18 protein-coding genes are annotated in these 25,904 nt (G+C 46.2%); 2 read left to right on the top strand and 16 right to left on the bottom strand.

The genetic code is table 11. The features are described from left to right. Positions 1–13: 13 nt before the first annotated feature. The 4 genes from DW183_RS09265 to DW183_RS09250 form a co-directional block, all read right to left on the bottom strand. Positions 14–2,587: a PRD domain-containing protein gene (locus DW183_RS09265; protein WP_118281714.1), complete on the bottom strand. Its 2,574-nt coding sequence runs from the start codon at positions 2,585–2,587 to the stop codon at positions 14–16. A 298-nt stretch (positions 2,588–2,885) separates the two neighbouring features. Then, on the bottom strand, positions 2,886–5,441 hold the full coding sequence (locus DW183_RS09260) for a glycoside hydrolase family 3 C-terminal domain-containing protein (RefSeq protein WP_118281883.1): 2,556 nt from the start codon (positions 5,439–5,441) through the stop codon (positions 2,886–2,888). Between the two features lie 55 nt (positions 5,442–5,496). Beyond that, positions 5,497–6,393 (bottom strand): alpha/beta hydrolase, encoded by an 897-nt coding sequence (locus tag DW183_RS09255; protein WP_118281713.1) that lies wholly within the window; start codon positions 6,391–6,393, stop codon positions 5,497–5,499. Positions 6,394–6,524: 131 nt separating this feature from the next. Continuing rightward, positions 6,525–7,919 (bottom strand): MFS transporter, encoded by a 1,395-nt coding sequence (locus tag DW183_RS09250; RefSeq protein WP_158573059.1) that lies wholly within the window; start codon positions 7,917–7,919, stop codon positions 6,525–6,527. Positions 7,920–8,087: 168 nt separating this feature from the next. Here DW183_RS09250 and DW183_RS09245 point away from each other — a divergent pair, with 168 nt between their 5' ends. Continuing rightward, positions 8,088–9,383 (top strand): helix-turn-helix domain-containing protein, encoded by a 1,296-nt coding sequence (locus DW183_RS09245; protein WP_118281711.1) that lies wholly within the window; start codon positions 8,088–8,090, stop codon positions 9,381–9,383. On the opposite strand, the gene DW183_RS09240 is transcribed toward DW183_RS09245, so the two are convergent. The 9 genes from DW183_RS09240 to DW183_RS09200 all read right to left on the bottom strand — a co-directional run bounded on the left by DW183_RS09240 (position 9,355) and on the right by DW183_RS09200 (position 21,872). Continuing rightward, positions 9,355–11,745, bottom strand: a complete 2,391-nt coding sequence (locus DW183_RS09240; RefSeq protein WP_118281710.1) for a sensor histidine kinase — start codon at positions 11,743–11,745, stop codon at positions 9,355–9,357. The two genes, DW183_RS09245 and DW183_RS09240, sit on opposite strands and share 29 nt — an antisense overlap. A 60-nt stretch (positions 11,746–11,805) precedes the next feature. Then, the gene (locus DW183_RS09235) at positions 11,806–12,507 is read right to left on the bottom strand and encodes a response regulator transcription factor (RefSeq protein WP_118281709.1); all 702 of its coding nucleotides are present in this window, start codon (positions 12,505–12,507) and stop codon (positions 11,806–11,808) included. 170 nt (positions 12,508–12,677) lie between these two features. Then, on the bottom strand, positions 12,678–14,672 hold the full coding sequence (locus DW183_RS09230) for an elongation factor G (RefSeq protein ID WP_118281708.1): 1,995 nt from the start codon (positions 14,670–14,672) through the stop codon (positions 12,678–12,680). 189 nt (positions 14,673–14,861) lie between these two features. Next, positions 14,862–16,148 carry a serine--tRNA ligase gene (gene serS / locus DW183_RS09225; protein ID WP_118281707.1) on the bottom strand — a complete coding sequence of 429 codons (1,287 nt, stop codon included), beginning with the start codon at positions 16,146–16,148 and terminating at the stop codon, positions 14,862–14,864. 60 nt (positions 16,149–16,208) lie between these two features. After that, positions 16,209–17,447, bottom strand: coding sequence for a serine hydroxymethyltransferase (glyA, locus tag DW183_RS09220; protein ID WP_118281706.1), 1,239 nt, complete (start codon positions 17,445–17,447; stop codon positions 16,209–16,211). A 41-nt stretch (positions 17,448–17,488) separates the two neighbouring features. Next, positions 17,489–19,771 (bottom strand): protein translocase subunit SecD, encoded by a 2,283-nt coding sequence (gene secD, locus DW183_RS09215; protein ID WP_118281705.1) that lies wholly within the window; start codon positions 19,769–19,771, stop codon positions 17,489–17,491. Further along, on the bottom strand, positions 19,768–21,144 hold the full coding sequence (gene scfB / locus DW183_RS09210; protein ID WP_118281704.1) for a thioether cross-link-forming SCIFF peptide maturase: 1,377 nt from the start codon (positions 21,142–21,144) through the stop codon (positions 19,768–19,770). The genes secD and scfB overlap by 4 nt, the downstream gene beginning before the upstream one ends. 136 nt (positions 21,145–21,280) lie before the next feature. Then, the gene (gene scfA, locus DW183_RS09205; RefSeq protein WP_118281703.1) at positions 21,281–21,424 is read right to left on the bottom strand and encodes a six-cysteine ranthipeptide SCIFF; all 144 of its coding nucleotides are present in this window, start codon (positions 21,422–21,424) and stop codon (positions 21,281–21,283) included. 82 nt (positions 21,425–21,506) lie between these two features. Beyond that, positions 21,507–21,872, bottom strand: coding sequence for a TIGR04086 family membrane protein (locus DW183_RS09200; RefSeq protein ID WP_158573058.1), 366 nt, complete (start codon positions 21,870–21,872; stop codon positions 21,507–21,509). A gap of 148 nt (positions 21,873–22,020) precedes the next feature. Between DW183_RS09200 and DW183_RS09195 the strand changes: the two genes are divergently transcribed. Continuing rightward, positions 22,021–22,494 (top strand): hypothetical protein, encoded by a 474-nt coding sequence (locus tag DW183_RS09195; protein ID WP_118281701.1) that lies wholly within the window; start codon positions 22,021–22,023, stop codon positions 22,492–22,494. A 52-nt stretch (positions 22,495–22,546) separates the two neighbouring features. Here DW183_RS09195 and DW183_RS09190 read toward each other — a convergent pair whose 3' ends face one another. The 3 genes from DW183_RS09190 to DW183_RS09180 all read right to left on the bottom strand — a co-directional run bounded on the left by DW183_RS09190 (position 22,547) and on the right by DW183_RS09180 (position 25,903). Then, the gene (locus DW183_RS09190) at positions 22,547–22,969 is read right to left on the bottom strand and encodes a DUF1934 domain-containing protein (protein WP_118281700.1); all 423 of its coding nucleotides are present in this window, start codon (positions 22,967–22,969) and stop codon (positions 22,547–22,549) included. 125 nt (positions 22,970–23,094) lie between these two features. Next, positions 23,095–23,688, bottom strand: a complete 594-nt coding sequence (spoIIR, locus tag DW183_RS09185) for a stage II sporulation protein R (RefSeq protein WP_158573057.1) — start codon at positions 23,686–23,688, stop codon at positions 23,095–23,097. Positions 23,689–23,788: 100 nt separating this feature from the next. Beyond that, positions 23,789–25,903 (bottom strand): GerAB/ArcD/ProY family transporter, encoded by a 2,115-nt coding sequence (locus DW183_RS09180; RefSeq protein ID WP_158573056.1) that lies wholly within the window; start codon positions 25,901–25,903, stop codon positions 23,789–23,791. Position 25,904 lies beyond the last annotated feature (1 nt).

Below are 25,904 nucleotides of genomic sequence, written 5' to 3'. Positions count from 1 at the left end.
AACCTCCTTTGTTTTATATCTGATATATGATCATCAGCATATTTGCCACCTCGTCGTCGCTAAAGATAATGTGAAAGGCTTTTTCCATCGGTCTTAGCATCCGAAGCAGCTGCTGAAATTCTTTGTGATATTGATGCAGGATTGCCTTGCGCTTTGGATTTTCGGGTGAAGTCTCCCCGGATGCCAAACGCTCAATACAACAGGCAGTATGAACCAATAGTCCCATCTGTGCATCCTGCGTCATATGTTTTAATTTCTGATCGACCTCCTGTAAAAATGCTTCTACCGATGACTCTACCTTTTTTATCTCCACATGGCTAAACTGCCCGGCAAGATAATGAAAGACTTCCTGATGATCGACCTCATAATCCTTAGACTCGGTCTTTCGCAAAAGTTCCGGCAAACGTTCTTTGGGTGTCGTAAAAACCTCCGTGATCGAGCAGAAAGGAATGGAATATAACTTTGGATCAAAGGTTCCTACCACACAAAGTATGGTTCCACGCCGCATCAGGTCACGAAATACCTCCTGCAAAGCCTTGGGATCACTCATGGATAAAGGAATGATCTGCACATCCTCCATGTGACCGTAGCGCTCAATATAGGTCTTTAATTCCTCCGCGCCACCCTTGCCCGTAGTACATAAAGTGATGAGATACTTCTCATGGCTGGTGGCAAAATCACCGACGCTTTTCATGACATCCCGATAAACGGCATCCAGGTTGGATGAGATCATTGCCTTTCTCGCCAGTTCGATCCCCATGGTCGTCACCGGTGCCGGGAAAAGACGGATCATAATACCTGTCTCCGCAGAGATCTCCTCTGCCACTTTGGACACCAGATCACTGTCATAGACTATGAACACACCTTGTTTTTGCTCAATCTCCAAAATACATTTTTTCAAAGACTCATAGATCTGCGTCTCGCTTTGACGGTGCGATACCTCAAAGGAAAAAATATGGTTAAATCCTGTGATCTCGGTGATCGTACGCACAATGGATGCTGCAATGTCCTTGCCATAAAAGGCGTAGAGGATAACCATCTGTCCCTTGTCCGTCTGCTTTGGCGGTTCGTAGCACAAAAACATGGTGATCAAAATAACCTCGTCTATGGTCAGTTGTCTGCCATAGACTTCCTGTATCTCCTCCGCAAAGGCAAGGCTTAGCATATATTCCTGCTTGTATTTGGTAACGACCTCAGATATTTCAAGCCGATCCATGGACTCTGTCGTCTTTGTACCATTCACTACATTTTTCATATGCAGACAAAGTCCAAAAAATACGGCATCGTCGATCTTTTTGTTCCTTGCGTTCTCCACTTTTGCCAGAAATCTCTCCACCATGTCGATCAGTTCCTCATCTACAATGAGTTCCAATTCTTTCCGGCTGCGGACTTCATGGATCAGTTTTTGCTGATATTTGCCAAAGGCTCTTTCCACTTCGGTGCTGAGCAGCATCTTGATATCCTCATCCTCAATGCCCTCCGACTCCAGTTGCTTTGCCTTTTGCCGCAATTCCTTGTAAATATTTTTGGTCTCTGTCTCACTGACACGCATCCGACTGCCGTCAAAGGTAAAGGTGCTGTTTTCCGGGATCAGTCTTTCGATCTCCTCCCTCATCTGTCCGAAACGGGACATTCCCTGACGTATGGTCGGTTCAAAGTCGCTGACATAGAGGGTGATCCTCCGGTCATTTGCCAGTTCCCTCACATAAGCATTGGCACAACCGATCTTGATATCCCGCTTCAACTGTTGAAAATTTTCAGGACATTCATATAAAAGCAGGCAGCGCATCAATTCTTCCTTTACGACCAGTTCCCTGCCTACCCGCGAGGCTTCGGTCGAAAAAAGTGTCTGGATCATTTCCATACGTTCTTCGATCGGTCGTTCTGTGATCCTCGGCATTGTAATAACGATTGGAAATTCACTCTGAAACTCCTCCTGTGCCGGCTGTGCGTCCGGTGTGCAACTGGCGATCAAAAGCCCTTTCCTTCCGGGCTTTCCGCTGTAGGAGGCGATTTCCCGCAAGAGTCCACCGTCCAGATACTGCACATTATCCATGTATAAGATACCGCTCTCCGCATCCTTTAACATGCCACTCTGCCGCTCGCCCATGAGTTTTTCCCTGGCATCTTTGGCACTGCCCTGATAGTCCCTGCAATTCATCTGTAAGAAAGGACTCTCCGCTGAAAAAATTTGTTTTACCAGACAATATTCGTAGATCAGGTGTGCGAACTCTTTCTTTCCGGTTCCCTTTTCTCCCACGATCAGGATATTCAGGCTTCTGCCCGGATATAAGACTGCTGCTTTGGCTAACTGGATCGGATGCTGTAAACTGCCCTGCCATCCTGTCATCTTGCAAAAACATTCTTCCTCATCCCCCCGGCTGACACCGGCAATGGAATAAAGAACTGGTCTGCCATTGGATTTATGTATCCTTCCCTCTTCCACGAGAGCATTCAAAAGACTGCTGACATTGGTTCGCTGTAAAGATAGCGCCTGTGCGATATATGTCGTTGACACACCTCCCTCTTTTTCTGCCGTATCATGCATCTGAATAAAGTCATAGATCTTTTCTTTGTTTGATTTCATAAGCGGATCTCCTCTGCCGGTTTTGTTACTGTATATACAAGAAGAACTATACACTTTATACAATAAGAAATCTACCACGACCTGTTTTTATCGTCAAAACGCTTAGTGTATGGTATTTTTCCTGTAATTTATATACATAAATATAGTAAATTTGCATAAATCCTTGTACTTTTTGCATATTTTCTTTTATCTCTATGCTTAGTGTATATGTTTTATGTCAGTAGAGCATCTAGTGTATAAAAAAACGGATACGTCTGGGTTTCCAAACGTATCCGTCGTATGAATTTATTTTTTCTGTTTATTTTCTCAATTTGATGACTTCCTTTAAGACTGTCATGGCATTCTGTTGCAATTCTGCCTTGGTCAGGGCATATGCATGCTCCTTATTGGTCAATGCGTCCAGGATGTCCGCAAGATCACTCGATCCGCCCGGCATGGTGATATTGTTGCCAGCCTTGACACAGCCTGCGGCAGATCCTGTCTCATACTTGTTATCACGGTGTTCTGCACCATTGCCCATTCCACCGGTCACAAACCAGTCTGTCATGACAATGCCCTCATGTCCCCATTCATTCCTAAGTACGTGGGTCTGGATATCCTTGCTGTTGCAGGTATGCTCGCCATTTACCAGGTTATAGGATGACATGATAGCCTCCGGCTTTGCACTTCTGACGCAGATCTCAAATCCCTTGAGATAGATCTCACGCAGGGCACGTTCACTGACAACAGAGTTGGACAAGAAGCGGTTGGTCTCCTGATTGTTGCATGCAAAATGCTTGATGGTAACCCCGCAGCCCGGATGCTTCTGCACACCGCGCGTCACGGCAGCGGAGGTACGTCCGCTGACGATCGGTTCCTCAGAATAGTACTCAAAGTTTCGTCCGCAAAGCGGGGAACGCTGGATATTCTGTGCCGGTGCCAGCCACAGATGCACACCGAACATTTCCATTTCCTGTCCGACCATATCGCCACAGATCTCCGCGACATCATCATTCCAAGCCTGTGCCAAAGCCGTGCCGATCGGGATTGCGATACAGTACTGGTAGTTTTCCGGTGCTGCAAGTTCCGCTTCCGATGGCTTTGGTGCCATAGACGCCATCATCTTGAGTTCTTCCTCGCCCATAAATTCCATAAAGTTGGCAAAAGCATTGGCATTGCCCTTGATCTCGCCATCCACGATCTTGTAGGAAGTAGCAAGACGCAGTCCTGCCGGACCATCCGCCATGTAAAGTCCGCCAACGCCAAGATCTTCCAGACGGCTGGTAGATTCGCCTGCGGCACCTGCCACATGGGATCCTGCTGCACCGATGACTGATTCTGCCCCCGCGCCTTCCGGTACATCCTTATAATTGCCAATGGCAAGATAAGCCAGTTGCTTATCCGAAAGTCCTGCGACAAATTCCTCCAAAGTCTTTTTACCGGAAAGCACTTCTGCAAAATCAAAAGTCTGTCCCTCCGGGATCTCCGCTGCCACTTCCGGGTAAGTATAAGTCACGGTCTCAAACTTGGCTGCGGATAATGCAATATGTTTTGCAGCCTCTTTCTGTTCTTCCTCGCCATCTGGGTTGAAAGCAACTTTTTCCGGCACAAGATCATCAAAGCCCCAGCCTTCACAGATGTGCTTGGTCTTTTCCAGGACTGCCTTGTCATCTAAGGTCAGGATGCCTGCTACCATGGTATCTCTGGAATGACTTCCCAGACGGATGACATATTCACCTGCCTCCATGATATAGGCGCTGTCCTTCTCACTAAAGGAAGCAAGGGTCTGGGTTGCAAAAGTGACAGAAACTTCTGTGCTCTCTCCGGCTGCCACTTCCTTGGTCTTGGCATAGCCGACCAGTTTCTGATAAGGCTGGTCAAGGTCTCCTTCCGGCAGGCTGGCATAGACCTGTACCACTTCTTTGCCTGCGCATTTTCCTGTATTTATCACCTGGGCTGTGACTGTGACTTGCTTTTCATCTGCGACAATATCCTTTGTCTCAACAGCAAATGTCGTGTAAGAAAGTCCGTAACCAAATGGATAGGTCACTTCTTTTCCGACAGTATCAAAATAACGATAGCCCACATAGATACCCTCACGATAGTAGGTATCATCCGGATCGCCAAAGCCCTCGGTTGATGGATATTCTGCGATCGGCGCCCAGGTCATAGCCAGTTTACCGGATGGGTAAGACTTGCCAAGGACAAGGTCTGCCAAAACATCGCCGGTCGGTGTTCCCAACTGTCCTAAGAGCAGGATATTTTCTACGGTATTTACCGGTGTCAGATCTACCATGCCACCAACATTTAATACCAAAAGGAACTTGTCATACTGCTTCTGTAATGCCAGAATATCGCGGATCTCGGTCTCGGTCAGATTGATATCGCCCGCTACCATGGTACGGTCAGCGCCTTCACCCGAATTTCTTGCCAGTACATAGATGGCGATGTCCGCATCGCTTTCCAATGAAAATTCATAGGCAGTTTCCGGCATGACCTTTCCCATGCAATACATAATACCATTGATGCCTGCGGCTGCCGCCTCTGCCTTCATGGCGGTGATCCATTCTTTTCTTGTCTTTGTCATATGTTCTTCGTAAGCATCCAGCCAAGCCTTGCTCACCACCTCAAAGCCAGCATTCTCCAATCCCTGCTCTACGGTCGTATAGGCTCTGACATTGACATCCCCGGATCCGGTTCCACCCTTGATCGTCCTTCTGGCGCCACTGCCAAAGAGCGCGATCTTGCCTGCTGCATCCAAAGGAAAATCTCCATTGCTCTTTAAGAGTATCGCACATTCCGGTGCAACCTCGCGCACCTTTGCGATATGCTCTTTTTCAAATTTCTGCATACTTGCATCTGTAATATGTACCATCTTCTTGTCTCCTTTTCTTTTATTCTCATACAAGGCTGCTTGCAGTCTGAATTTTCTACACCAGATATTTTCGGAAGAATGCACATTCATCCTGATTGATCTCTTTTGCCTCTTCCAGATTCATATTGACATGGCAGACATGCGCCATATATTTTTTATCCTCTGATCCATAGCATTTCCATGCACAAGGGATGCCCTTGCCTTTTAAAAATTCATACATAGGCTGGGCGTTTTCCTTCAAAAAGTCATAATAGGATGTCATGACATAAGTCGGCGGATAATCGGCGGTGATATGCCCCAGCACATCTATTTTTTCATTGGAAAAATCAAAATCTTTGCCCAGATAATCGCCATATAATTCCTTGTTCATCTTGTTGACCTTGCCATCCTTACCCAGAATGGTCAGGGTGTACATACCACAATTCAGACCAAGGGCACGTATCTTGATTTCCTCCGGCACCGTAAAGGGGAATAATTTTGCGTAATCTGCATTGGTCGCGATGGCTGCGTACTGGCTTGTCATCTGGGATCCGGCAGAATCGCCCACCAAAATGACATTATTTAGATCCAGATGATACTCATCAGCATGATCGCACATCCACTCCATCACCATATTCGTTTCCGTCAACTGGGTCGGAAATTTGGCTTCCGGTGCCAGATGGTAATTGAAATTGACAAAAGTAAATCCCTGCTGGGCTAAATACATACCGTAATATTTGTAGATTTCTTTGGTTCCATAGACATAGCCGCCCCCATGGATGCTGACGATGACCGGCAAAAGATGATCGGTGTCCTTTGGATAATACACATCCAGTAAGTTATAAGCATCCGCATTCCCGGCGTAATTGATATCATAGACTGCGGTTACATCCTCCGGTACGACTAAGTTTGCGTCACGCTTGGCATCTGCCTTTCCGGATACCATGCGAAACATCTTTGCTGTAAATGACATAAACCTCTCCTATCTCTGCGCTTTTTATATTTCAAAAAGTACAGTCTCTGCTATTTGTTACACGCATTCTAACAGACACTGCACTTTTGACTTATTAAATTTTTACGTTTTTTTAATTATTCGCTTTCTTCTTACTGTGCCTCATGCTTTTTTGCAAGGTCAGCCTTGATCTGTGGAAGTTCTTTATCCAACTTGTATGCAATACCAAGGATCAAAAGTACAACCATCAGAACCATAGGTACATAGTTAAAGAGTACCTGGATAGAGGTCAGAGCGGATGCTGACTGGGTTGCAAGACTTCCATCATATCCGGCAAGTCCCATAATCAGTCCTACCAGGCCAGATGCGATACCACTTCCCAACTTAGAAGCAAAAGAGTTGACAGAAGCAAGCATACCTTCTACTCTGGTTCCGGTCTTCCACTCGCCATAGTCCATGGTATCGATCAGATAAATAGAGATCATCATGGTAACCGGTAAAATCGCAACACCACCAATAACAGAACCAAGTGTCAGAGTAACCAGATTGGTTCCACCAAGAATACGGATGCCATAACCAACAACGCCTAAAACAGCACCTGCACGCAGGATCGGAACGGTTCCGAACTTTCTGGAAAGTACCGGGAAGATCAGCATGATGACCGGTGTCAGCATACTACCGATAGAAACCAGTGTTGCCAGACCGATATTACCCATGATGTACTTGAAATAATATGTATTTACGGCTGTACCGATATTGGTTGCCAACTGTACGACTAAGGTCATACCAGCCAGAATAAAGATGTATTTGTTAGAGAATACACACTTTAAACTCTGCTTGAGCGGGATCTTCTGTACCTCCTCTTTCTGCTGGTCGGATGGCTGATTGTCATCTACCACTTCCTTGACAAAGATGAAACGGAACATACCGATAATAGCACACGGAATGGCAAAGAGCAGTGCCATGGTCGTCCAGCCTTCCTTGGTAGATCCCATGCCTGCGATCAACTGTGGCAAAAGCATGCTGATTACGATAGAAAACAGCATGATGATACCACCATTAAAGGACATAACGGATACACGATTCTTCTCGCTTCGGATACTTCTTGCCAGATATACGGCATCGCCACCATTTAAGAAAGTAGCGCAGACGGAATTGATCAGTGTATAAAGTACAAATACAAAGATTGCTTTTCCGGTCGTACTCATCTCCGGTGCAGAGAAAAGAAGTACGGTGAGTCCCCATACAAAGACGATAAAGATCTCATACGGTCTTGCCTTGCCCCATTTGGTATGCGTCGCATCGATGATAAAACCAACAAACAAATCTGTCACACCGTCAAAGATCTTGGATGCCAGAAGCAAGGTTCCGACCAGTGTTGCCCCCATGCCCAGCATGTCGGTACAATAATAGGTCAGTTGCATGATCAAGATAACATTGAGTGCTAGAGACAGACCTCTGGATGTCCATGCCCACTTCAGATAGCCCGGCAGGACTTCATTTTCGGCTGTTGTACTCGGATCCAGCCAATTTGCTTTTTTCTTCATAAGTAATACCCTCCTTGTAAGATCATGTGCTTTCACATGACCATTTCTTGTATTTATCATACCAATTCCTTGTGTTTTACCCTGTTAAAATTTCGATATTTCTAACAATATTTCATTAAACATTATAGAAAATTTAACAAAAGCGTGCTAGGATATGGATAATACAAGATGAGAAAGAAAGGACTTAGCATGTATCAGACACAAAAACTTACTTATTTATTCGACTCTTTATATGCAGTAAATAATATCTGCTTCTGGCACTATACAAAGGATTGGGAACTCCTGGATACCAACTGTCCCTGGATCAACGAAGTCCGCAACTTCTTTTTTGACTCCAAGGATGATGCCTTAAAGACCTATGCTTCCAACTCCACCATGCCCATCCTCTACCCGGACCGCCTCTGCCTGACCTGGGCGATCCAGCCTTATATTGTAGATGACAATTTAGACTCTTTCTACGTCTTAGGTCCCTTTTTAAACTCCTCCGTATCGGAGATCAATTTCAAGCGCCTGCTAGACGACTGGCATATGTCCATATCCTCTCAGCACCGCATGATGGAAGTGCAGAAGGAGATTCCGGTCATTCCCTATAGCCTCTTTTTGCAGAGCGTGCGCATGCTCTACTACACTCTTTATGGAAAAACACCGGGAAATCTGACCACCACCTCTTTTCCCACCCTCAATCCACTCAGTTCCAAAAATACCTTGGCTCCAACCAAGAAAAATGGCAGCACAGCACACGATATTACCATCACCGAACACAGTAGTTATGCCATGGAATGTGCTATGCTAAAACATGTCGAGACCGGCAACATCCATTATCAGGACGAACTGCAAAATACGGAATTATCTGCAGACAACTACCTGGTAGGACTTATGAGCCCGGGCGATATCGTCAGACAGGAAAAGGATGAGATCATTGTCTTTGTGGCACTCATTACCCGCGCCGCCATCCGTGGCGGTATGGATCCGGACGAAGCCTACTCTCTCAGTGACTACTATATCCAGCAGATCGAATCCCCTGACTGCACAGACCTCAACAATATCATGGATATCCATTTTCTTGCCTATGATACCTTTATCCACCGCGTGCATGAGATCCAGTTACAGGGAAAGGAATACTCTCCTTTTGTCAATGACTGCATCGCACTGATCCACCGCAACATCTATGAAAAGATCACTCTGGAGGATCTGGCAGAAGCCCTAGGCTATTCCACCTATTACCTGTCCTCCCAGTTTAAAAAACAGACCGGGCAGTCCATCGGCGATTACATGACAGATCTGCGCATAGAAAAAGCCAAGGAAATGTTGACCTATAACAACATTTCCCTGACTGATCTGAGTGCCAAATTACATTTTTCCACGCCGTCTTATTTTTCTTCTGTCTTTAAGAAGCGCACCGGACTGCCCCCATCCGCATATGTGCAGAGCCTTTCTAAGCCTGCTTCTTCATCGCAACCGTGATCTTAAAGAGATCACCGTCAATATCGATGGTCAGTTGTCCGTCCATGAGTGCGGTCAGGCTGGATGCGATGGAAAGTCCCAAGCCGTGACCTTCGGTATTTCTCGATGCATCACCTCTGACAAAACGTTCCATCAACTCGTCACTGCTGATGTTGAGCGGATACTTGGAAATATTCTTAAAGATCATGCGCACCTGGTCACCTGCATCTTCCACATTGACATAGACTCTGGTATGGTCCTGTGTATATTTGCAAATATTGCTCATGATATTATCAAATACCCGCCACAGATGTCTGCCGTCTGCCATGATATTTGCAGGATTCTTTGCTTCATTTACCACAATCTCAATATCCTGTGCTTGCAGTTTATCCTGATACTCTCCGACCACCTGCGAGATCATCACAGCGGCATCACAGGCTTCCATATGCATCTCTACATTACCGGTGGATGCCTTGGATGCTTCTAAGAGATCTTCAATAAGTTTTTTCAAACGAGCAGACTGGCGATCCAAGACCTCAACATACTCTCTTACTTTTTCCTCAGAAATCCCCTCCTTTTTGATCAGATCTACATAGTTGATAATAGAGGTCAGCGGTGTTTTGATATCGTGCGACACATTCGTGATGAGTTCTGTCTTGAAGCGTTCACTCTTCATCTGTTCTGCCACTGCAATAGCGATCCCCTCGCCCACATGGTTGATATCTTCGCCGTGTTCTCTCATAGGAGCAATCATATGTGTGGTATCGATCGGCTCATTATAATTGCCACTGGCGACACGCTTTCCACCATCTTTTAATTTCTTTGCCATCAAGACCAGATAGAAGATCAAGGCTGTCTCGGCTATCTTATATAAAAAGAAAAGGAAAACGCCTGCGCCATAAATACCGGTTGCCAGTAAGGCCATCAGTTCCACCAAGGCTAAAATGGCAAGCCCTAGGCCTAAACGCGTGCTTAGTTTTGTATTTTCATGTATTGCACGATGCAGCCGTCTGATAGGATTGATCAGCCATTTTCTAAAAAAGGCTGCAATATAATGCCAAAGTGTATGTTTCCAGAATTGACCTGACTTGATACGCGTTGCCGTACTCATGCAAAATGCCAGTGCAAGCAATGTCCAAAGGATTGCAAGCACAATGGACAAAGTAACGAACTCTGCCAATGCCAGAACCCCACTATAATAGGCCATCCACAATCCTATATTCCCTATCACGCCTAAGCATACACCTGTTGCAACTACAATGCCGTAAATACCATAAGGTACGCGATCCGCCCATCGTAGGTAAATCGCATCATCTTCCTTGCGATGTCCGGACATGGTCATCAGAAAAACAAAGGAAACGATAAACAAAAGCAACGATACCAGAAGGATCGGCAGATAAACCTTCTGCAGCATAGTCAGTATGGCAGTAAGTATATACGGAATCCACAGATAATCACTCATGCCATTGGCAAAGACCAGATCATCTTCATATTTTTGCAGACGATTGATGACTTCAAAGAAATTGCCTGGATCCAAAGCACTTTTTCCATAAGAAAAAGATCCCATAATGGTGATTGCCGCATCGCGGTAATTCTCTTTGACTACATCCTGCTGTTCATCCGTCAATTGCGCTGTATCATTTGCCTCCAGAAATACATCTTCCAGATTGGGAATCATATAAATACGGTAGAAAGTATACGTTCCTTCCGGCGGCAGTTCTCCTGCAAGAAGGTCTCCTGCATTATTCCCTTCATTTTCGACATCATCCGACATATTGTCTTCATCTGTCAGATTTTCTTCTATATTATCTGCATCTTCACTGTCTACGTCATAATCATAATACTCCAACCGATCTCCATTTTTGCTTTCATCCAGATAGACTTCATCATTTCCAACATATCCATAGACATTGGTCTGCATGGCTCCCAACCAGGTATCCGTGTTATAATGGTATTCATTTTTATCGAAAAATACATTTTCATACACGCCATCCATTTCCCGATGGTTTTTATCCTGCAGCCACTGGATCAGATAAGGTGATCCATAGACAAAATTGTTGTTCCGCACAACATTGAGTTTGTCGCCATCTCCTGTTACCTGAAAATCAATCTGCTCTACTGCGTAGGTCAGCAAAGAGCCATCCAAAGCATCCCAGGAGCCGCCCTCTTCGGTTGCACTCTCCTTCAAATAGGCTGCATAGTTGGAAACCATATGTTCCTGCATGAGTTCTGCGATCGTATCATTTTGATTCCCATATTCGGCACGTAAACCGATACTGAAGATCATCATGATAGCGGCAAGCAGTGTAGTTATTCCGGTTATACAAGCAATCAAAAGCGCAAAAGCCTTATACGCCGTTTGTCCTTTCCAATTTTTTTTCATATCAAATTCCTCACATTTCTTCCTGTTTTATTTCATCGTGGCAGTTTGTACGGACGAGCTCTATTTGTCTTCAACCTTGTACCCTCTTCCCCACACAACCTTAACATACCTTGGTTCTGCCGGATCATACTCCAGTTTTTCACGCAGATGACGAATGTGAACAGCAACGGTATTTTCTGTGCCAAAGGCATCTTCCTTCCAGACCTGTTCATAAATTTGTGCCGGGGAAAATACTTTTCCCGGGTTTTCCATCAAAAGATGCAGGATATCATATTCTGTCCTTGTCAGATTGACCAGTTCTCCATCTAACGTCACTTCTTTAGCCCGATCATTTAATACGATCGGACCGATCGCGATGATGCCATCATCACCGGAAGCGCTTGCATGGTTTCCCCCCAGTTGCATGTAGCGGCGCAACTGTGATTTGACCCTTGCCTGCAATTCTACCGGATTGAAAGGTTTTGTCACATAATCATCTGCACCGACATTGAGTCCTAAAACCTTATCCGTATCCTCACTCTTTGCTGTCAAAAGTATGATCGGAACATTAGATGTCTCGCGAATCTTTGCCATGGTCTGGATCCCATCCAGCCGTGGCATCATCACATCCAGGAGCACCAAATGTATTTCTTTTGTTTCCAGCACTTCCAGCGCTTCTATACCGTCATATGCCGTATAGACCTGATAGCCCTCACTTTCCAGATAAATCCGCAGTGCAGAAACAATATCTTTTTCATCATCACAAACCAGTACGTTTACCATTTTATCCTCCAGAGAATTTTGTTGTGTTTTTTAAGATGATATCTGATGCCTTGCAAAATTATGCATCCGACACACAAAAACCGCCACAACATGTATTGATTAATCATATACATATTGTAGCGGTTCATCATTTAATTTCCAAGTAGGGAAGTCTTTAAGACTTTCTTAAGTTATCCCTTATTTTCAACTTCATATTTCAGGAATTCGTAGGAATACTCTGCCTCCCCTCCTGTAATAGAGTGAAGTGTTGTCCCGATACCATAGAGTGTTGCATAGGGAATCTCTGCCTCAATCCTTTGCCTGCCATTCTCCTGCTCCGGATTCATGCCCATGATCCTGGCACGGCGCTTGCTGAGTTCTCCCATAACATCGCCAACTTTATCCTCCGGTACACGCACCTGAAGCAATGCGATTGGCTCCAAAAGGACAGGATCGGCTTTCATGAGGGCATCCTTTAAAGCCATGGTGGCTGCTGTCTTAAAGGCTGCCTCTGACGAATCCACCGAATGAGATGAGCCGTCGTAAAGATTGACATGGATGCCGACCACCGGATATCCTGCGAGCGGTCCTGCCTGCGTTCCCTCGGCAATACCCTTTTCCACTGCCGGAAAGAAATTCTTCGGTACGGCTCCGCCGACAACAGTCTCTTCAAATTCATATGCGCTGGTCAGATTTCCTGACGGAGATACTTTAATTTTGACATGTCCGTACTGTCCATGTCCACCGGATTGCTTCTTGTGCTTGTATTCGACATCCGCACTGCCCCGGATAGTCTCACGGTATGCTACTTTCGGTGCTTCTAATTGCATCTCGACGTTATATTTGGCTCTTAGTCGGTCTGCGACCGCCTGCAAATGCTGTTCACTGATGCCATATACAAGCGTCTGACGGTTTTCACTGTCATTTTCCACCCGAAGTGTCCGGTCTTCTTCTGCCAGTTTTAAAAGCGACTGCGTCAGTTTGTCATCCTCCTTGGCATCTGCCGCAAAATAGCGCATTGCACAATATGGCGTGGAAATTGCGGTCGCCGGATAAAGAACCGGCGTTGCCTTGGTCGAAAGTGTCGTGGAGGTCTGCAAGCCCGACACCTTGCTGAGGGCACCCACATCGCCCGCGTGCAGTTCCTCTACTTCTTCTGCCTTGCTTCCCTTCATGACATACAACTTACTGATGCGGATCTCCTGTCCTTTGACTGGGTCGTATAGGTTATCGTCTGACTTGATAACACCGGACATGACCTTAAAGAGGGAATACTTTCCAATAAAAGGATCCATGATAGTCTTAAATACATAGGCTGTCTTTGCCTTAGCAAAATTATAATTTGCCTCGAAAAGTTCCTGGGTCAGGACATTCATACCGGTTGCACTGCGCTGATCCGGTGACGGCAGATATTTGATGATGTCTGCCAATAGTGTATACATACCTCTTTCCATGGTATTGGAGCCCATCATGACCGGTACGATCGTTCCCTCGGATACATTGACGCGGAGTGCCTGTCGGATCTCGTTCTCCGAGAAAGTCTCGCCTGCAAAATAGCGGTCCAGAAATTCTTCACTGGTCTCTGCTACCGCCTCCATCAGGGCTTCCCGATAGATAGAGAGATTTTCCATAGAATATTCCGGCACTTCTGACTTTACAACCGTTCCATCGGATTGCCAACGCTTTGCCCGCTCTTGGATCACATTGACATAACCCACAAATTCCTCATTTTCACGCAGCGGAAAATGAAAAGGTGCAATACACTTGCCATACAATTCCTGTAAACCCAGTACAACATTTTTAAAAGAGACATCATCAATATCCATGTCGCTTACATAAACGATACGCGGTAAATGGTATTTTTCGCACATAGCCCATGCCTTGCGCGTTCCGTTCTCCACACCATTCTTACCGGAAATAACGATGATGGCAGCATCTGCAACGCCTACGGCTTCTTCAATCTCCCCCACGAAATCGAATGCTCCCGGCACATCCAGAATGTTGATCTTGTGATCGTCCCACAAAATCGGCTGCACAAGCATCTGCGTTGTTGCCGCCGGTTCTGTCATGCGTTGCTTGGATGCGGTTGCAATACCATTCATCGCGGACACCAGACTGGTTTTGCCTGCCCCACTGTGCCCCAGAACAACCACATTACGAATTTTGTCCGTTGTAAAAACCTTCATGTCACATGTCCTCCTCGCTTCGTTTTCTCTTACTGCTATTGTAGCAAGGTGGATGGCATATTACCACTCTTTTTTCAGAATTTTCTGTTTTTTTATCGCTTGTACATTAGTTGGCAGATATTTGTCCCATAAACAAGAAGAAGCACAGCGATTGGCTCACTGTGCTTCGATATGTTTCTTTTTGACACACTAATGCTTTGGAACAAGCACTGTCTTACCGCCCATGTATGGCTGTAAAGCCACTGGAATATTAACAGAACCATCTGCATTTAAGTTGTTCTCTAAGAATGCGATCAACATTCTTGGTGGTGCAACAACCGTGTTATTCAAGGTATGGGCAAAATACTTACCATCCTTACCCTTCACACGGATCTTTAAACGGCGAGCCTGTGCATCCCCAAGATTTGAGCAGGAGCCTACCTCGAAATATTTCTTCTGTCTAGGTGACCATGCCTCTACATCACATGATTTTACTTTCAGATCTGCAAGATCTCCGGAACAGCACTCCAGGGTACGAACCGGGATATCCAGACTGCGGAAGAGATCAACGGTGTTTTGCCACAACTTGTCATACCAAGCCTTGGAATCTTCCGGCTTACATACAACGACCATCTCCTGCTTTTCAAACTGATGGATACGATAAACACCACGTTCCTCGATGCCATGGGCACCTTTTTCCTTACGGAAGCAAGGAGAATAAGAAGTCAGGGTATATGGTAATTTTTCTTCATCATTCAAAGTATCAATGAACTTACCGATCATAGAATGCTCGGATGTACCGATCAGATAGAGGTCTTCACCCTCGATCTTATACATCATGGCATCCATTTCTTCAAAACTCATAACACCGGTAACCACGTTAGAACGGATCATAAACGGTGGTACACAGTAGGTAAATCCACGGTCAATCATGAAGTCTCTTGCATAAGAGATCACTGCAGAATGCAGTCTTGCAATGTCTCCCATCAGATAGTAGAAGCCGTTTCCAGCAACCTTTCCAGCGCTCTCAAGATCAATGCCGTCAAAGCGTTCCATGATATCTGTATGATATGGAACCTCAAAATCAGGAACGACCGGCTCGCCAAACTTCTCGATCTCGACGTTGCAGGAATCGTCCTTGCCGATCGGTACGGATGGATCAATGATGTTTGGAATGTTCATCATGATCTGTGTAACCTTTTCCTGTAATTCTTTTTCTTTCGGCTCTAACTCCGCAAGTCTCGCAGAAATACCGGCAACCTCAGCCTTGACTGCTTCTGCCTCTTCCTTCTTGCCCTGTCCCATCAAAGCACCGATCTGCTTAGCGATCTTGTTCTTCTTGGAACGGAGTTCATCTGCTTCCTGCTGTGCAGCTCTCGCCTGCGCATCTAACTCGATAACCTCATCTACCAGATGAAGTTTGTGCTCCTGAAACTTATTCTTGATGTTCTGTTTTACAATTTCAGGATTTTCTCTTAAAAACTTAATATCGATCATTTTGTTTTCCTTCCATTATCAAAAATCTATTGGTAATCCCAATGCTTCGCAGCAAAGTTATTACTTCAACGGATATTTATCTGTGAGTTCGTCCACAATCTTGCGCGCCTTTGCCACGCCATCTTCGCCTTCCCTGATCACGCTGGCGATTGCCTCTGCAACACGATCAAAGTCGTCTTCCTTCAAGCCTCTGCTTGTAGCTGCCGGTGTACCAAGACGGATACCGCTTGTAACAAATGGGCTCTTCGGATCGTTCGGAATGGTATTTTTATTGGCGGTGATGTGTGCATCATCCAGCCACTTTTCAACTGCCTTTCCTGTCAGATCATATGGGGTCAGATCGACAAGCATCAAGTGATTGTCAGTACCACCGGATACGATCTTGATATCTCTATCCTGCAAGCCTTTTGCAAGTGCCTGTGCATTGTCAGCCACCTGTTTCATGTAGACCTTAAACTCCGGCTGCAAGGCTTCCTGGAAGCAAACTGCCTTAGCTGCGATCACATGCATGAGCGGACCGCCCTGTGTTCCAGGGAATACAGCCTTATTGAAGTTATATTTTTCATTCGCCTCTGCGGTAGCCATGATCATACCACCACGCGGACCACGTAAAGTCTTATGGGTTGTTGTCGTAACAACATCCGCATAAGGAACCGGACTTTCATGCAAACCTGCTGCAACAAGACCGGCAATATGTGCCATATCAACCATGAGCACCGCATCTACCATATCGGCGATCTGACGGAAACGCTTGAAATCAATGGCTCTTGCATAAGCAGATGCACCTGCAATGATCATCTTAGGATGACATTCTTTTGCAAGGCGCTCCACCTCATCATAATCAATAAATCCCTCATCATTCACACCATAAGGAACAATATGGAAATAAGTACCTGAGAAGTTGACTGGTGATCCATGGGTCAGATGACCGCCGTGATCCAAATTCATACCCATCACAGTATCTCCCGGCTTTAGTACGGCAAACTGCACTGCCATGTTTGCCTGAGCCCCGGAATGTGGCTGTACATTGACATAGTCGCATCCAAATAATTTTTTAGCACGCTCTCTTGCCAATTCTTCTACCACATCAACACACTCACATCCGCCATAGTACCGCTTTCCGGGATAACCCTCTGCGTACTTGTTGGTCAGTACACTGCCCATTGCCGACATCACGGCCGGACTCACCCAGTTTTCCGAAGCGATCAGTTCGATATGGCTGGACTGTCTGCCAAACTCTGCCGTAATGGCATCTGCAATCTGTGGATCTACTGCTTTGATATCTTCTAATGTGTACATCCTTTCCTCCTTATGATGTGCATGTTTACAAGTAACCTATCTTAGTTTGCCTTCTTTTTTCCCTTAATATGTACCTTCATCACATACCATAATTCTGTAGCGATGCAGATAGAAGAATAAGTACCGCATACAATACCAACCAAAAGTGGCAATGCAAATTCGCGGATACTTGTTACACCAAGAATCAGAAGCATAAGTACCATAACAACTGTCGTAAAGGAGGTACTGATGGATCTGGAAAGTGTCTGCGTGATACTCTCATTTGCCAGTGTCTGCAGACTCTCCGGTGTCTCATCACGAAGTACTTTTTTATTTTCACGGATACGGTCAAAGATAACGATCGTATCATTGACAGAATAACCGATAACCGTAAGCATACATGCAATAAATGCGCTGCCCACAGAAATACGTGCAACTGCATAAAGTGCCAGTACCACAAGCACATCATGGATCAGGGCAATGATGGCACTACTTGCAAACCGGATATCTTTAAAGCGGAACCAGATGTAAAGAAGCATAAAGAATGCTGCTACGATAACAGCAATCAAAGACTGTGAACGCATCTCTCCACTGATGGTAGAACCAATATTGGAAGAAGTGATCGCGCTCTCGTCTACACCATAATCATTTTCTAACATGGTATTGAGTGCTTCTCTCTGCTCCAGATCCAGACTTCTGGTCTTAAAGATGATCTGATTGGTATTATCAACAACCTGTGTCTGGACGTCATTATTGCCGATGACCTCAGCGATCTTTGGCACGATTTCATCATCTGCCTGTGCCAAAGTGTAGGCTTCGTTAAATTCTACGGTTGTTGAAGTACCGCCCAAAAATTCCAGACTATAATTTAATGCCTTATCTCCCTTTGCACCATGTACGCCCATGCCGACAAAGCCGACACAGATCACCAGGATAGAGCAGGCAAAGAAGACTGCCTTCTTGCTCATGAAGTTGATATTCTTCATTGCCTTTGCCTTGCCATAGAACTTCTGATCACGGAGTCCTACTGCATACAGAGCGTTCATCAAAATTCTTGTGATGACCAAGGCGGTAAACATAGAAAGAACAACACCAAGCGCTAAGGTAATGGCAAATCCCTTTACCGTACCGGAACCTAAAACACCAAGAACCGCTGCTGCGATCAATGTTGTCACATTACCATCAACAATGGCAGAAAGTGCTTTCTTAAATCCAATCTCAATGGCTGCGATCACACTCTTGCCTGCCGCAATCTCTTCACGGATGCGGGCAAAAATGATAACGTTGGCATCCACCGCCATACCGATGGAAAGGATGATACCGGCGATACCCGGCAATGTAAGGGTAATATCAAATGCCCACAGGATAAATAACATAAGTCCTGTGTAAAGTGCTAAAGCAAGGGACGCTGCCACACCCGGCACACGGTACATGATCATAAGGAAGATCATGACAATGATCAGACCGATGGCTGCTGCAAGCAAACTGGTAGATAATGCGCTGCTTCCCAGTTGTGCGCCTACGACTTCTGACTGCAACTCTTCCAGTTCCAGATTCAGACCACCAATACGGATATAAGAAGCAAGGCTGTCTGCCTCATCAAAATCACTCATACCCTCGATAACACACTTGCCATCTGTGATGGCTGCATTTACCTTTGGTACACTGACAAACTGTCCGTCATAGTAGATACCGATAGATTCACCTCTTGCGTAAGCCGTTGTGGTTGCATCCGCAAATGCCTTTGTTCCGGCATCTGTCAAGCTAATAGATACCACCGGCTCTGTTGCTCCTGTTGTCTGGTTCTGCTGATTGGTAGCCGTAGCATTTTTTACATCAGACCCCTGCAAAATAACGGAACCATTTGCGATCAGATCATTCAGGTCATAATTCAACTTATAACCACCGGTCGTGCTGTCATAAGAATAGTTCTGGTTTCCATCAGCATCTGTCTGCGCGATGAAATAAATAGAGCCCGGCGTTCCCAGTTCTGCTAAAAGTGCATTAGCATCCTTAACACCTGGAATCTCAACAGTGATTCTGTCATCACCGACCGGATAAACACTCGCCTCTGTTGTAGAGGAGTCGGATCCCAGTTCATTTTCGATACGCTTCTGTAACTTGGTGACCGTATCGTTTAAGTCTTCGCTGGACGGGGTATCTCCCACAACCTGATAAGTAATGCTGACACCACCTGCAAGGTCAAGACCCAGACGGATGTCAAAATCATCTTTGCCGGAAACGGTCGCTGTCACAATATTCCATGCCAGATAACCAAATCCGACAATGCAGGCAAGCAGGACCACAAGCCACGCTACTCCCTGCCCTTTCTTTAATCGTTTCATACTTCTTCTCCTTCTTGTGCAGCCAATGCCGCTTTTATCATAATGGCACATTCAACACGTTTTTTCTGAAGTGCACATCCTATATCGTATGCATTATGGATATCGCCATGGAAGTTGTAAGAATTGGCTGCACATCCACCACTACAATAAAACCTTGCAAAACATTCCCTGCACTTGTCCTTGGCATAGACATTGCAGGACTTGAACTCGTCACGCAGGTCTGTATTGACCACGCCATCATCCACATTTCCCATCAAAAAGTCGGTATTTCCAACAAACTGATGGCAAGGATAAAGATCACCTGTCGGTGTTACTGCTAAATATTCTGTTCCTGATCCACAACCTGACAAACGTTTTGCCACACAAGGACCGCCTTCTAAATCAATCATAAAGTGGAAGAAGTTGAAGTCATTTTCTTTTCCATGACGTTTTACCATCTCCAATGCCAGGTTTTCGTATTCTTCCATCAACTGTGGCAAGTCCTCCTCGCGGATCGCATAGGAATCTGTCTCCTGTGCAACGACCGGCTCTACCGAGATCTGCTTGAAACCAAGGTCTGCTAAATGCAGGACATCCTTAGAGAAATCCAGATTGTTATGGGTAAAGGTTCCACGCACATAGTATTTTTCCTGATGTCGGCTGTCCGCGAACTTCTGGAACTTCGGTACGATCAGATCATAAGATCCTGCCCCCTTGCGGAAAGGTCTCATGCGGTCATGGACTTCTTTTCTGCCATCGATACTCAAGACCACGTTGCCCATCTCTTTGTTGGCAAATTCCATGATGTCATCATTTAAAAGCACGCCATTGGTCGTAAGCGTAAAGCGGAACTTTTTGTTATGTGTTTCCTCCAGACTCCTGCCGTATGCGACCAGATCCTTAACAACCTGAAAATTCATCAGCGGCTCTCCGCCAAAGAAATCCACCTCTAAGTTGCGGCGATTGCCGGAATTGGCAACCAGAAAATCCAATGCCTTTCTGCCGACTTCGTAAGACATGAGTTCACGCTTACCGTGATACTCGCCCTCCTCTGCAAAGCAATACTGGCATGCCAGGTTGCAATCGTGGGCAATATGTAAACACAGTGCCTTGACAACCGTAGGTCTCTTGGCAAAATCTGTGATATAAGGCTCATATGAGTCCTTTGTAAATAATTCCTCTGCGGCGATCAGTTCTGCGATCTCGTCCCAGACTTCTGCGATCTCATCCTTGTGATCCGGGTAGCGTTTTGCCATCTCTGCAAAAATGCTGTCCTTATCGGATGACTCATACATCTCGATCATATCGTAGGTCATGTCATCCACCACATGAATGGCCCCGCTGTTGACATCGATCACGATATTGTAACCGCCCATTTTGTATTGATGAACCAAAATAGTCCTCCTTCTATAAACGCACAAATGACCGAACGCTATCAAGCGTACGGTCGCGTGTACTTTTTCTTGTTTTAACTACAGAATGGAGCCTCCCACGAAAAGTAGGACGCTCCGCATTGTACAAATATGATGATTAGCGATTGTTCTCGCAAGACTGGTTACCTACAGTACAAGATGTCTTGCATGCAGACTGGCAAGATGTCTGGCACTCGCCGCATCCACCCTTCTTTACTGTGTTCTGTAACTTCTTTGTATTTAATGTCTGTACATGTTTCATTGTAAATATCTCTCCTTTACTGCTTGATTACGCTATATTATAGCATACAAGTGCCTAAAGGAAAAGCATTTTTTCTGCTTCCTCAACTCAGCATACCGCCCAGCATTGCCGATCCGATGCAGATGGCAGATGCAGTTCCCATATAGGGGATGGGCGGCAGGCTTCCTTTCTGGATCCAGAGGGCTGCCCCAAGCAGGGTTGCCACATATAAGATCCCAACCAAAAGCCCCCACAAAAACTTCTGCCTTTTCTTCCATTTTCCCAGGACAAAGCCCCCGATACCGCAGGAAAGCACATAGATGACGATCACGCCGACCTGGGCGACTGCATCCTCTTTTTCCACACGTGACACGATAAGGGCTAAAAGTACCAACAATAATCCACTGATAATATACATGACAAGCAGGCTGCGCACAACGCATCCCCTTCGCACCTTTGTCTCTTTCATTTTTCCATCCTTTCTCCACACTGGGATCGGATCCGTCCCATCATCCACTATGAATTTATGTAAATTCCATCTACAATATGACACATCCATTGCTTTTTTAGGGGAATAATGCTACAATGGACTCCGATATTTTTAGGAGGATAACGGAATGAGTACTGGTTGGATTGTATTGATTGTTGTATTGGTCATTCTCGTTGCGCTGATCATTGGATTGTATTTCCTTGGCAAGCGTGCCGAAAAGAAACAGGAAGAGCAAAACGCACAGGTGGAGGCAACCGCCCAGAATGTGACAATGCTTATCATCGACAAGAAAAAGTTACGGATCAAAGATTCCGGTCTGCCGGAGCAAGTGATCGCACAGACACCTTTCTATGCAAAGTTGTCCAAGTTGCCGATCGTTAAGGCCAAGGTTGGTCCAAAGGTCATGTCACTGATCTGTGATGCGACGATCTTTGATGAGATTCCTGTAAAGAAGGAAGTCAAGGCAAGAGTCAGCGGACTTTACATCACAAGTGTTCGCGGATTGCACGGAAAAACAGAATCCGAAGATGGCAAAAAGAAGAAAAAGGGGCTTCGTGCTTGGGCACTGCGCAAGCAGAAAGAACTCAATGCCAGCAAATAAGACATATCAAAAAGGCTTGTCCGATACGGACAAGCCTTTTTCTTTGCTCTCTTTATGCCGGTTGCACACGGACTTCCAGCCGGTTCTCTGCCAGTGTATTTCCACCGACATAGAGATCATAGACCAGTAAGATCTGCATGTGTGGTTCTTTTTCCTTGACAACATCCAATTCATAGACATGCGTGACAATATCCATATCCATGCATCCCATAGGGGTCCGCATCTGCGTGCTTGTGCGCTGCCCCGGAAGAAATTCCATGACCCGTCCCATATCTCCTGTCGTCGTCATGCGGCAGCCGCCGTCCCAGACTTCCAATTTATTGCGGGTACGCCCCATCTCATCCACCTGCATATATTGAAGGATTGCTTTTCCATCCGTTTCCTGATATCTGCCGTGGTAGGTAAGCCGATTGGTATCCGCCTGCCCATCCACGGTCTGTATACTTGTCATTTCTATAAGAATACGATTATCCATTGGTATATCCTTTGTCTTTCTGTCTTAGTCTGTCAGCCCCGGTGCTTCCCGGATGGCTCATATAGGATTATACCCTATTCCTATCTTCTCTTCCATGGCATTTTTATCTGCACATTTTACGGACATCAGAGATAACGGAAACGGATCTGCTTGTCCTCGGACTCGATGAGTTTTTTATACTGATATAAGGTAAAGACCTGGTACATCTGCTCTTTTTCATCCTCTCCCACGACCTCATATGTATTGTCCCGAAAACACATATTGGGATACATGACGCACCACCAGTTTTTGCCCTGCGCCTGACCGATCCGCACCTGTAGGGAAGTATAATTACCTGCAGGCAAATGATAAATGCCGTAAAACTTCTCCGGGAAATCCACATCCTCGATCGCCGCCGTGACCGGATAGGTATAACCTTCTTTTGCGATCTCCTGCCCCGCAATCTTCTCAATCTCTTTCAGATGCGCACGGATGATGCTCTCTGTCGCCTTTTTATCGCTTGCTGTCGCAAGCAATCCCGAAACATAAGCCCCCACCTGATCCCGCACCTGCAATTTGAGTGCCTGATCTTCCTCAGTATCACTATTGGCGATCACATGAAAACGAAAGACTTCACTGGCGTAGTCCTCCTGCAAATGCCGGCTCTGCCCTATGAGGACAAGTAGTCCTACGATCAAAAGTCCTGCCACGATCCTTATATTTTTCCTTTTTGCATACATATCTGCTTCCTGCTCTTTCTGTCTTAAGATTAGAAACACCGGACATCCATCCGATGTTTCTAACCAAAGTATGCAACCAAATTTTTCTTTTATACAATCCTTATTCCACGACACGGAATTTACAGATTGTTTCCAGATGCAGATCTTTCCGATAAGCCCCTGCCCGCCCCTGGTATTTTTCATAAAGATCCAGATCATGGCAGCGCAGATGTCCATAGGAGTTGGCAAGATCCAGCCCCTTTTGCTCGTATGCATTTTGGATCATGCCCGCCAGATAGGCAGCGGCAGCCTCCTGCAATTTCTGGGCAGAAAGATCAATGCTGTCCTTTTGTATGATGTCTCCGCGAAAGGTCAACTGACAGCCGACACCGGAGTTTGTCGCCGTATATTCATAAGAGACTTTGACATTTTCCAGATGGATCTGCCCGCCGTCCACGTCCATATCCACCATGCCAATAGCACCACTGCACAGTCCTGCCACATAGCCTTCTTCTGCGGTCACTTTTCGCAAGATCTGGTCATCTCCACTGACGTCGGTCTGCATGAGATAGTAGCCCTCCACGACCGGCAGATCGTCCTGCACGCCAAGGCTCGGCAGGATAGTACTGCTGCCCCCATTGTACCAGTCACAGATCAGGCTCTTAAAAGTCGCTCCGCTGGTATCCTCGTAATTGGGATTGCCCTCCAGCATCTCTGCCAGATAATTGCCCAGATCTTCGTCCATTTCTTCTTGCAGATTGCTGATGGCATCCACATCCTCCGCCACAAAAACGATCATGTTGCCCGGCAGATCCACACCGCTGTTTCCGATCTCCACCAGTTCCTGCATAAAATCCTTTTCTTCCAGAAATTCTGCCTCCAGCAAAAGGACTTTGACATGGTTGAGGTCTAGGATCTTTCCGTTTTTCTCATCCATACGGCGGATGACACCTCTCACGGAGGATGACCGTACAGTCAGTTCATCACTGCCCTGCTTGGTCTTTTCTTTTTCGGACACCCGGGACAGATCCATATATTTATAGGTAAGCACGCAGTCGCCGTCCTCCGCGCGCAGGGCCATGACCATAGGGAAACTCTTATTTTCCAGTTCCTGCACACTACAGCCACATCCAAACAAGACCATTCCCAGACAAAGGACCGCCAGTGCCATCCCTCTTTTTCGCTTTTTCCTTTCCATCAGGAAAAAAGGAAAACACAGGGCAAGGGCTGACAGCCAAGCCAGAAGCACCACCAGTCCGCCGCTTTTTCTACTGTAATAATACTGTCCCAGACTGATCAGAAGCATGGCAAGGGCTGACAGCCAGACAACTGCCTTTTCCCCTTTCTTGTGTGCTTTTTTTTCCAGTCCCAGCCCTCGCTTGATGCAGAAGATCCCATAATGCAGACCACTGCCGCAAAAAGCGATCAGCCCCGCGAAACACACGCCTGCCACCAGGGCTTCCTGCCGCCGCAAAAAACCGCCGGGAATGACAATGTTGCTGGTAAAGATCATGATCGGTGTCTCCGCCGCCGCCAATGCCTGGCTGCCAAAAGAGCCAAGCAGCATCTCATAAGTCAGGAAGAGGACAAGGGCTGACAGCCAGATCATCTCACAGGTTCCTTTCCACTGGGCTTTCTGATCCACGCCGTCTTCCAGACCATCCCCCATAAAAAAGACAAACTGGCAGGAGGAAAAGACCAAAAAAGCAGGATACCAGCCCAGAAAGGCAAAGCCCTTTTTGGAAAGCTGCAGTGGGAAAAGATTCATGCCACGCAGGCTGCTTGCCCCCAGTGCCAATAGGATGATCAAAAGCAGGAGCATAGGCCAGAACAAGACCTCAAAGGTCCGTCCCCGCCCTTCCAGACCGGCGCGCCTGCTATAGAGCACCAGAAGCAGGATCAGGACTGTGAGCAGGAGAAAGGACTCCTCCGGCAGCAGGAAGGTATGCACCAGGTCTGCCAGAAGGTATAGCCCAAAAGCTCCCACGAAAAGCAGATAGATCCCATAGGGAAGATAGAGCCAGGACCGATCACGAACCCCGCCCCGCATACAGGCAAGCAAAAGCCCGCCATACAGGCTGGCGAGCAGGGCTCCCAGGAAAATAGAACATCCGCCTGCACGCTCTGCGTGTCTTGCCAGAAGATCCGGCAGGATGACCAGTCCCAGACCGACCATGTCAAAAAAGAGCAGTCTTTTATACTGGCGCAGGGAAATTTTTCCGTTTTGCATCTGCATG

This window comes from Roseburia sp. AM16-25 (assembly GCF_003473825.1).
GTDB classification, from domain to species: domain Bacteria; phylum Bacillota; class Clostridia; order Lachnospirales; family Lachnospiraceae; genus Pararoseburia; species Pararoseburia lenta.
Note: the sequence above shows the minus strand (reverse complement) of the source record. Positions and strands in the feature narration are given on the sequence as shown.

Coding starts and splice junctions, on each gene's coding strand:
- DW183_RS09265 (WP_118281714.1), bottom strand. CDS start 2,587: ATGAAATCAAACAAAGAAAAGATCTATGACTTTATTCAGATGCATGAT.
- DW183_RS09260 (WP_118281883.1), bottom strand. CDS start 5,441: ATGGTACATATTACAGATGCAAGTATGCAGAAATTTGAAAAAGAGCAT.
- DW183_RS09255 (WP_118281713.1), bottom strand. CDS start 6,393: ATGTCATTTACAGCAAAGATGTTTCGCATGGTATCCGGAAAGGCAGAT.
- DW183_RS09250 (WP_158573059.1), bottom strand. CDS start 7,919: ATGAAGAAAAAAGCAAATTGGCTGGATCCGAGTACAACAGCCGAAAAT.
- DW183_RS09245 (WP_118281711.1), top strand. CDS start 8,088: ATGAGAAAGAAAGGACTTAGCATGTATCAGACACAAAAACTTACTTAT.
- DW183_RS09240 (WP_118281710.1), bottom strand. CDS start 11,745: ATGAAAAAAAATTGGAAAGGACAAACGGCGTATAAGGCTTTTGCGCTT.
- DW183_RS09235 (WP_118281709.1), bottom strand. CDS start 12,507: ATGGTAAACGTACTGGTTTGTGATGATGAAAAAGATATTGTTTCTGCA.
- DW183_RS09230 (WP_118281708.1), bottom strand. CDS start 14,672: ATGAAGGTTTTTACAACGGACAAAATTCGTAATGTGGTTGTTCTGGGG.
- serS (WP_118281707.1), bottom strand. CDS start 16,148: ATGATCGATATTAAGTTTTTAAGAGAAAATCCTGAAATTGTAAAACAG.
- glyA (WP_118281706.1), bottom strand. CDS start 17,447: ATGTACACATTAGAAGATATCAAAGCAGTAGATCCACAGATTGCAGAT.
- secD (WP_118281705.1), bottom strand. CDS start 19,771: ATGAAACGATTAAAGAAAGGGCAGGGAGTAGCGTGGCTTGTGGTCCTG.
- scfA (WP_118281703.1), bottom strand. CDS start 21,424: ATGAAACATGTACAGACATTAAATACAAAGAAGTTACAGAACACAGTA.
- DW183_RS09200 (WP_158573058.1), bottom strand. CDS start 21,872: ATGAAAGAGACAAAGGTGCGAAGGGGATGCGTTGTGCGCAGCCTGCTT.
- DW183_RS09195 (WP_118281701.1), top strand. CDS start 22,021: ATGAGTACTGGTTGGATTGTATTGATTGTTGTATTGGTCATTCTCGTT.
- DW183_RS09190 (WP_118281700.1), bottom strand. CDS start 22,969: ATGGATAATCGTATTCTTATAGAAATGACAAGTATACAGACCGTGGAT.
- spoIIR (WP_158573057.1), bottom strand. CDS start 23,688: ATGTATGCAAAAAGGAAAAATATAAGGATCGTGGCAGGACTTTTGATC.
- DW183_RS09180 (WP_158573056.1), bottom strand. CDS start 25,903: ATGCAGATGCAAAACGGAAAAATTTCCCTGCGCCAGTATAAAAGACTG.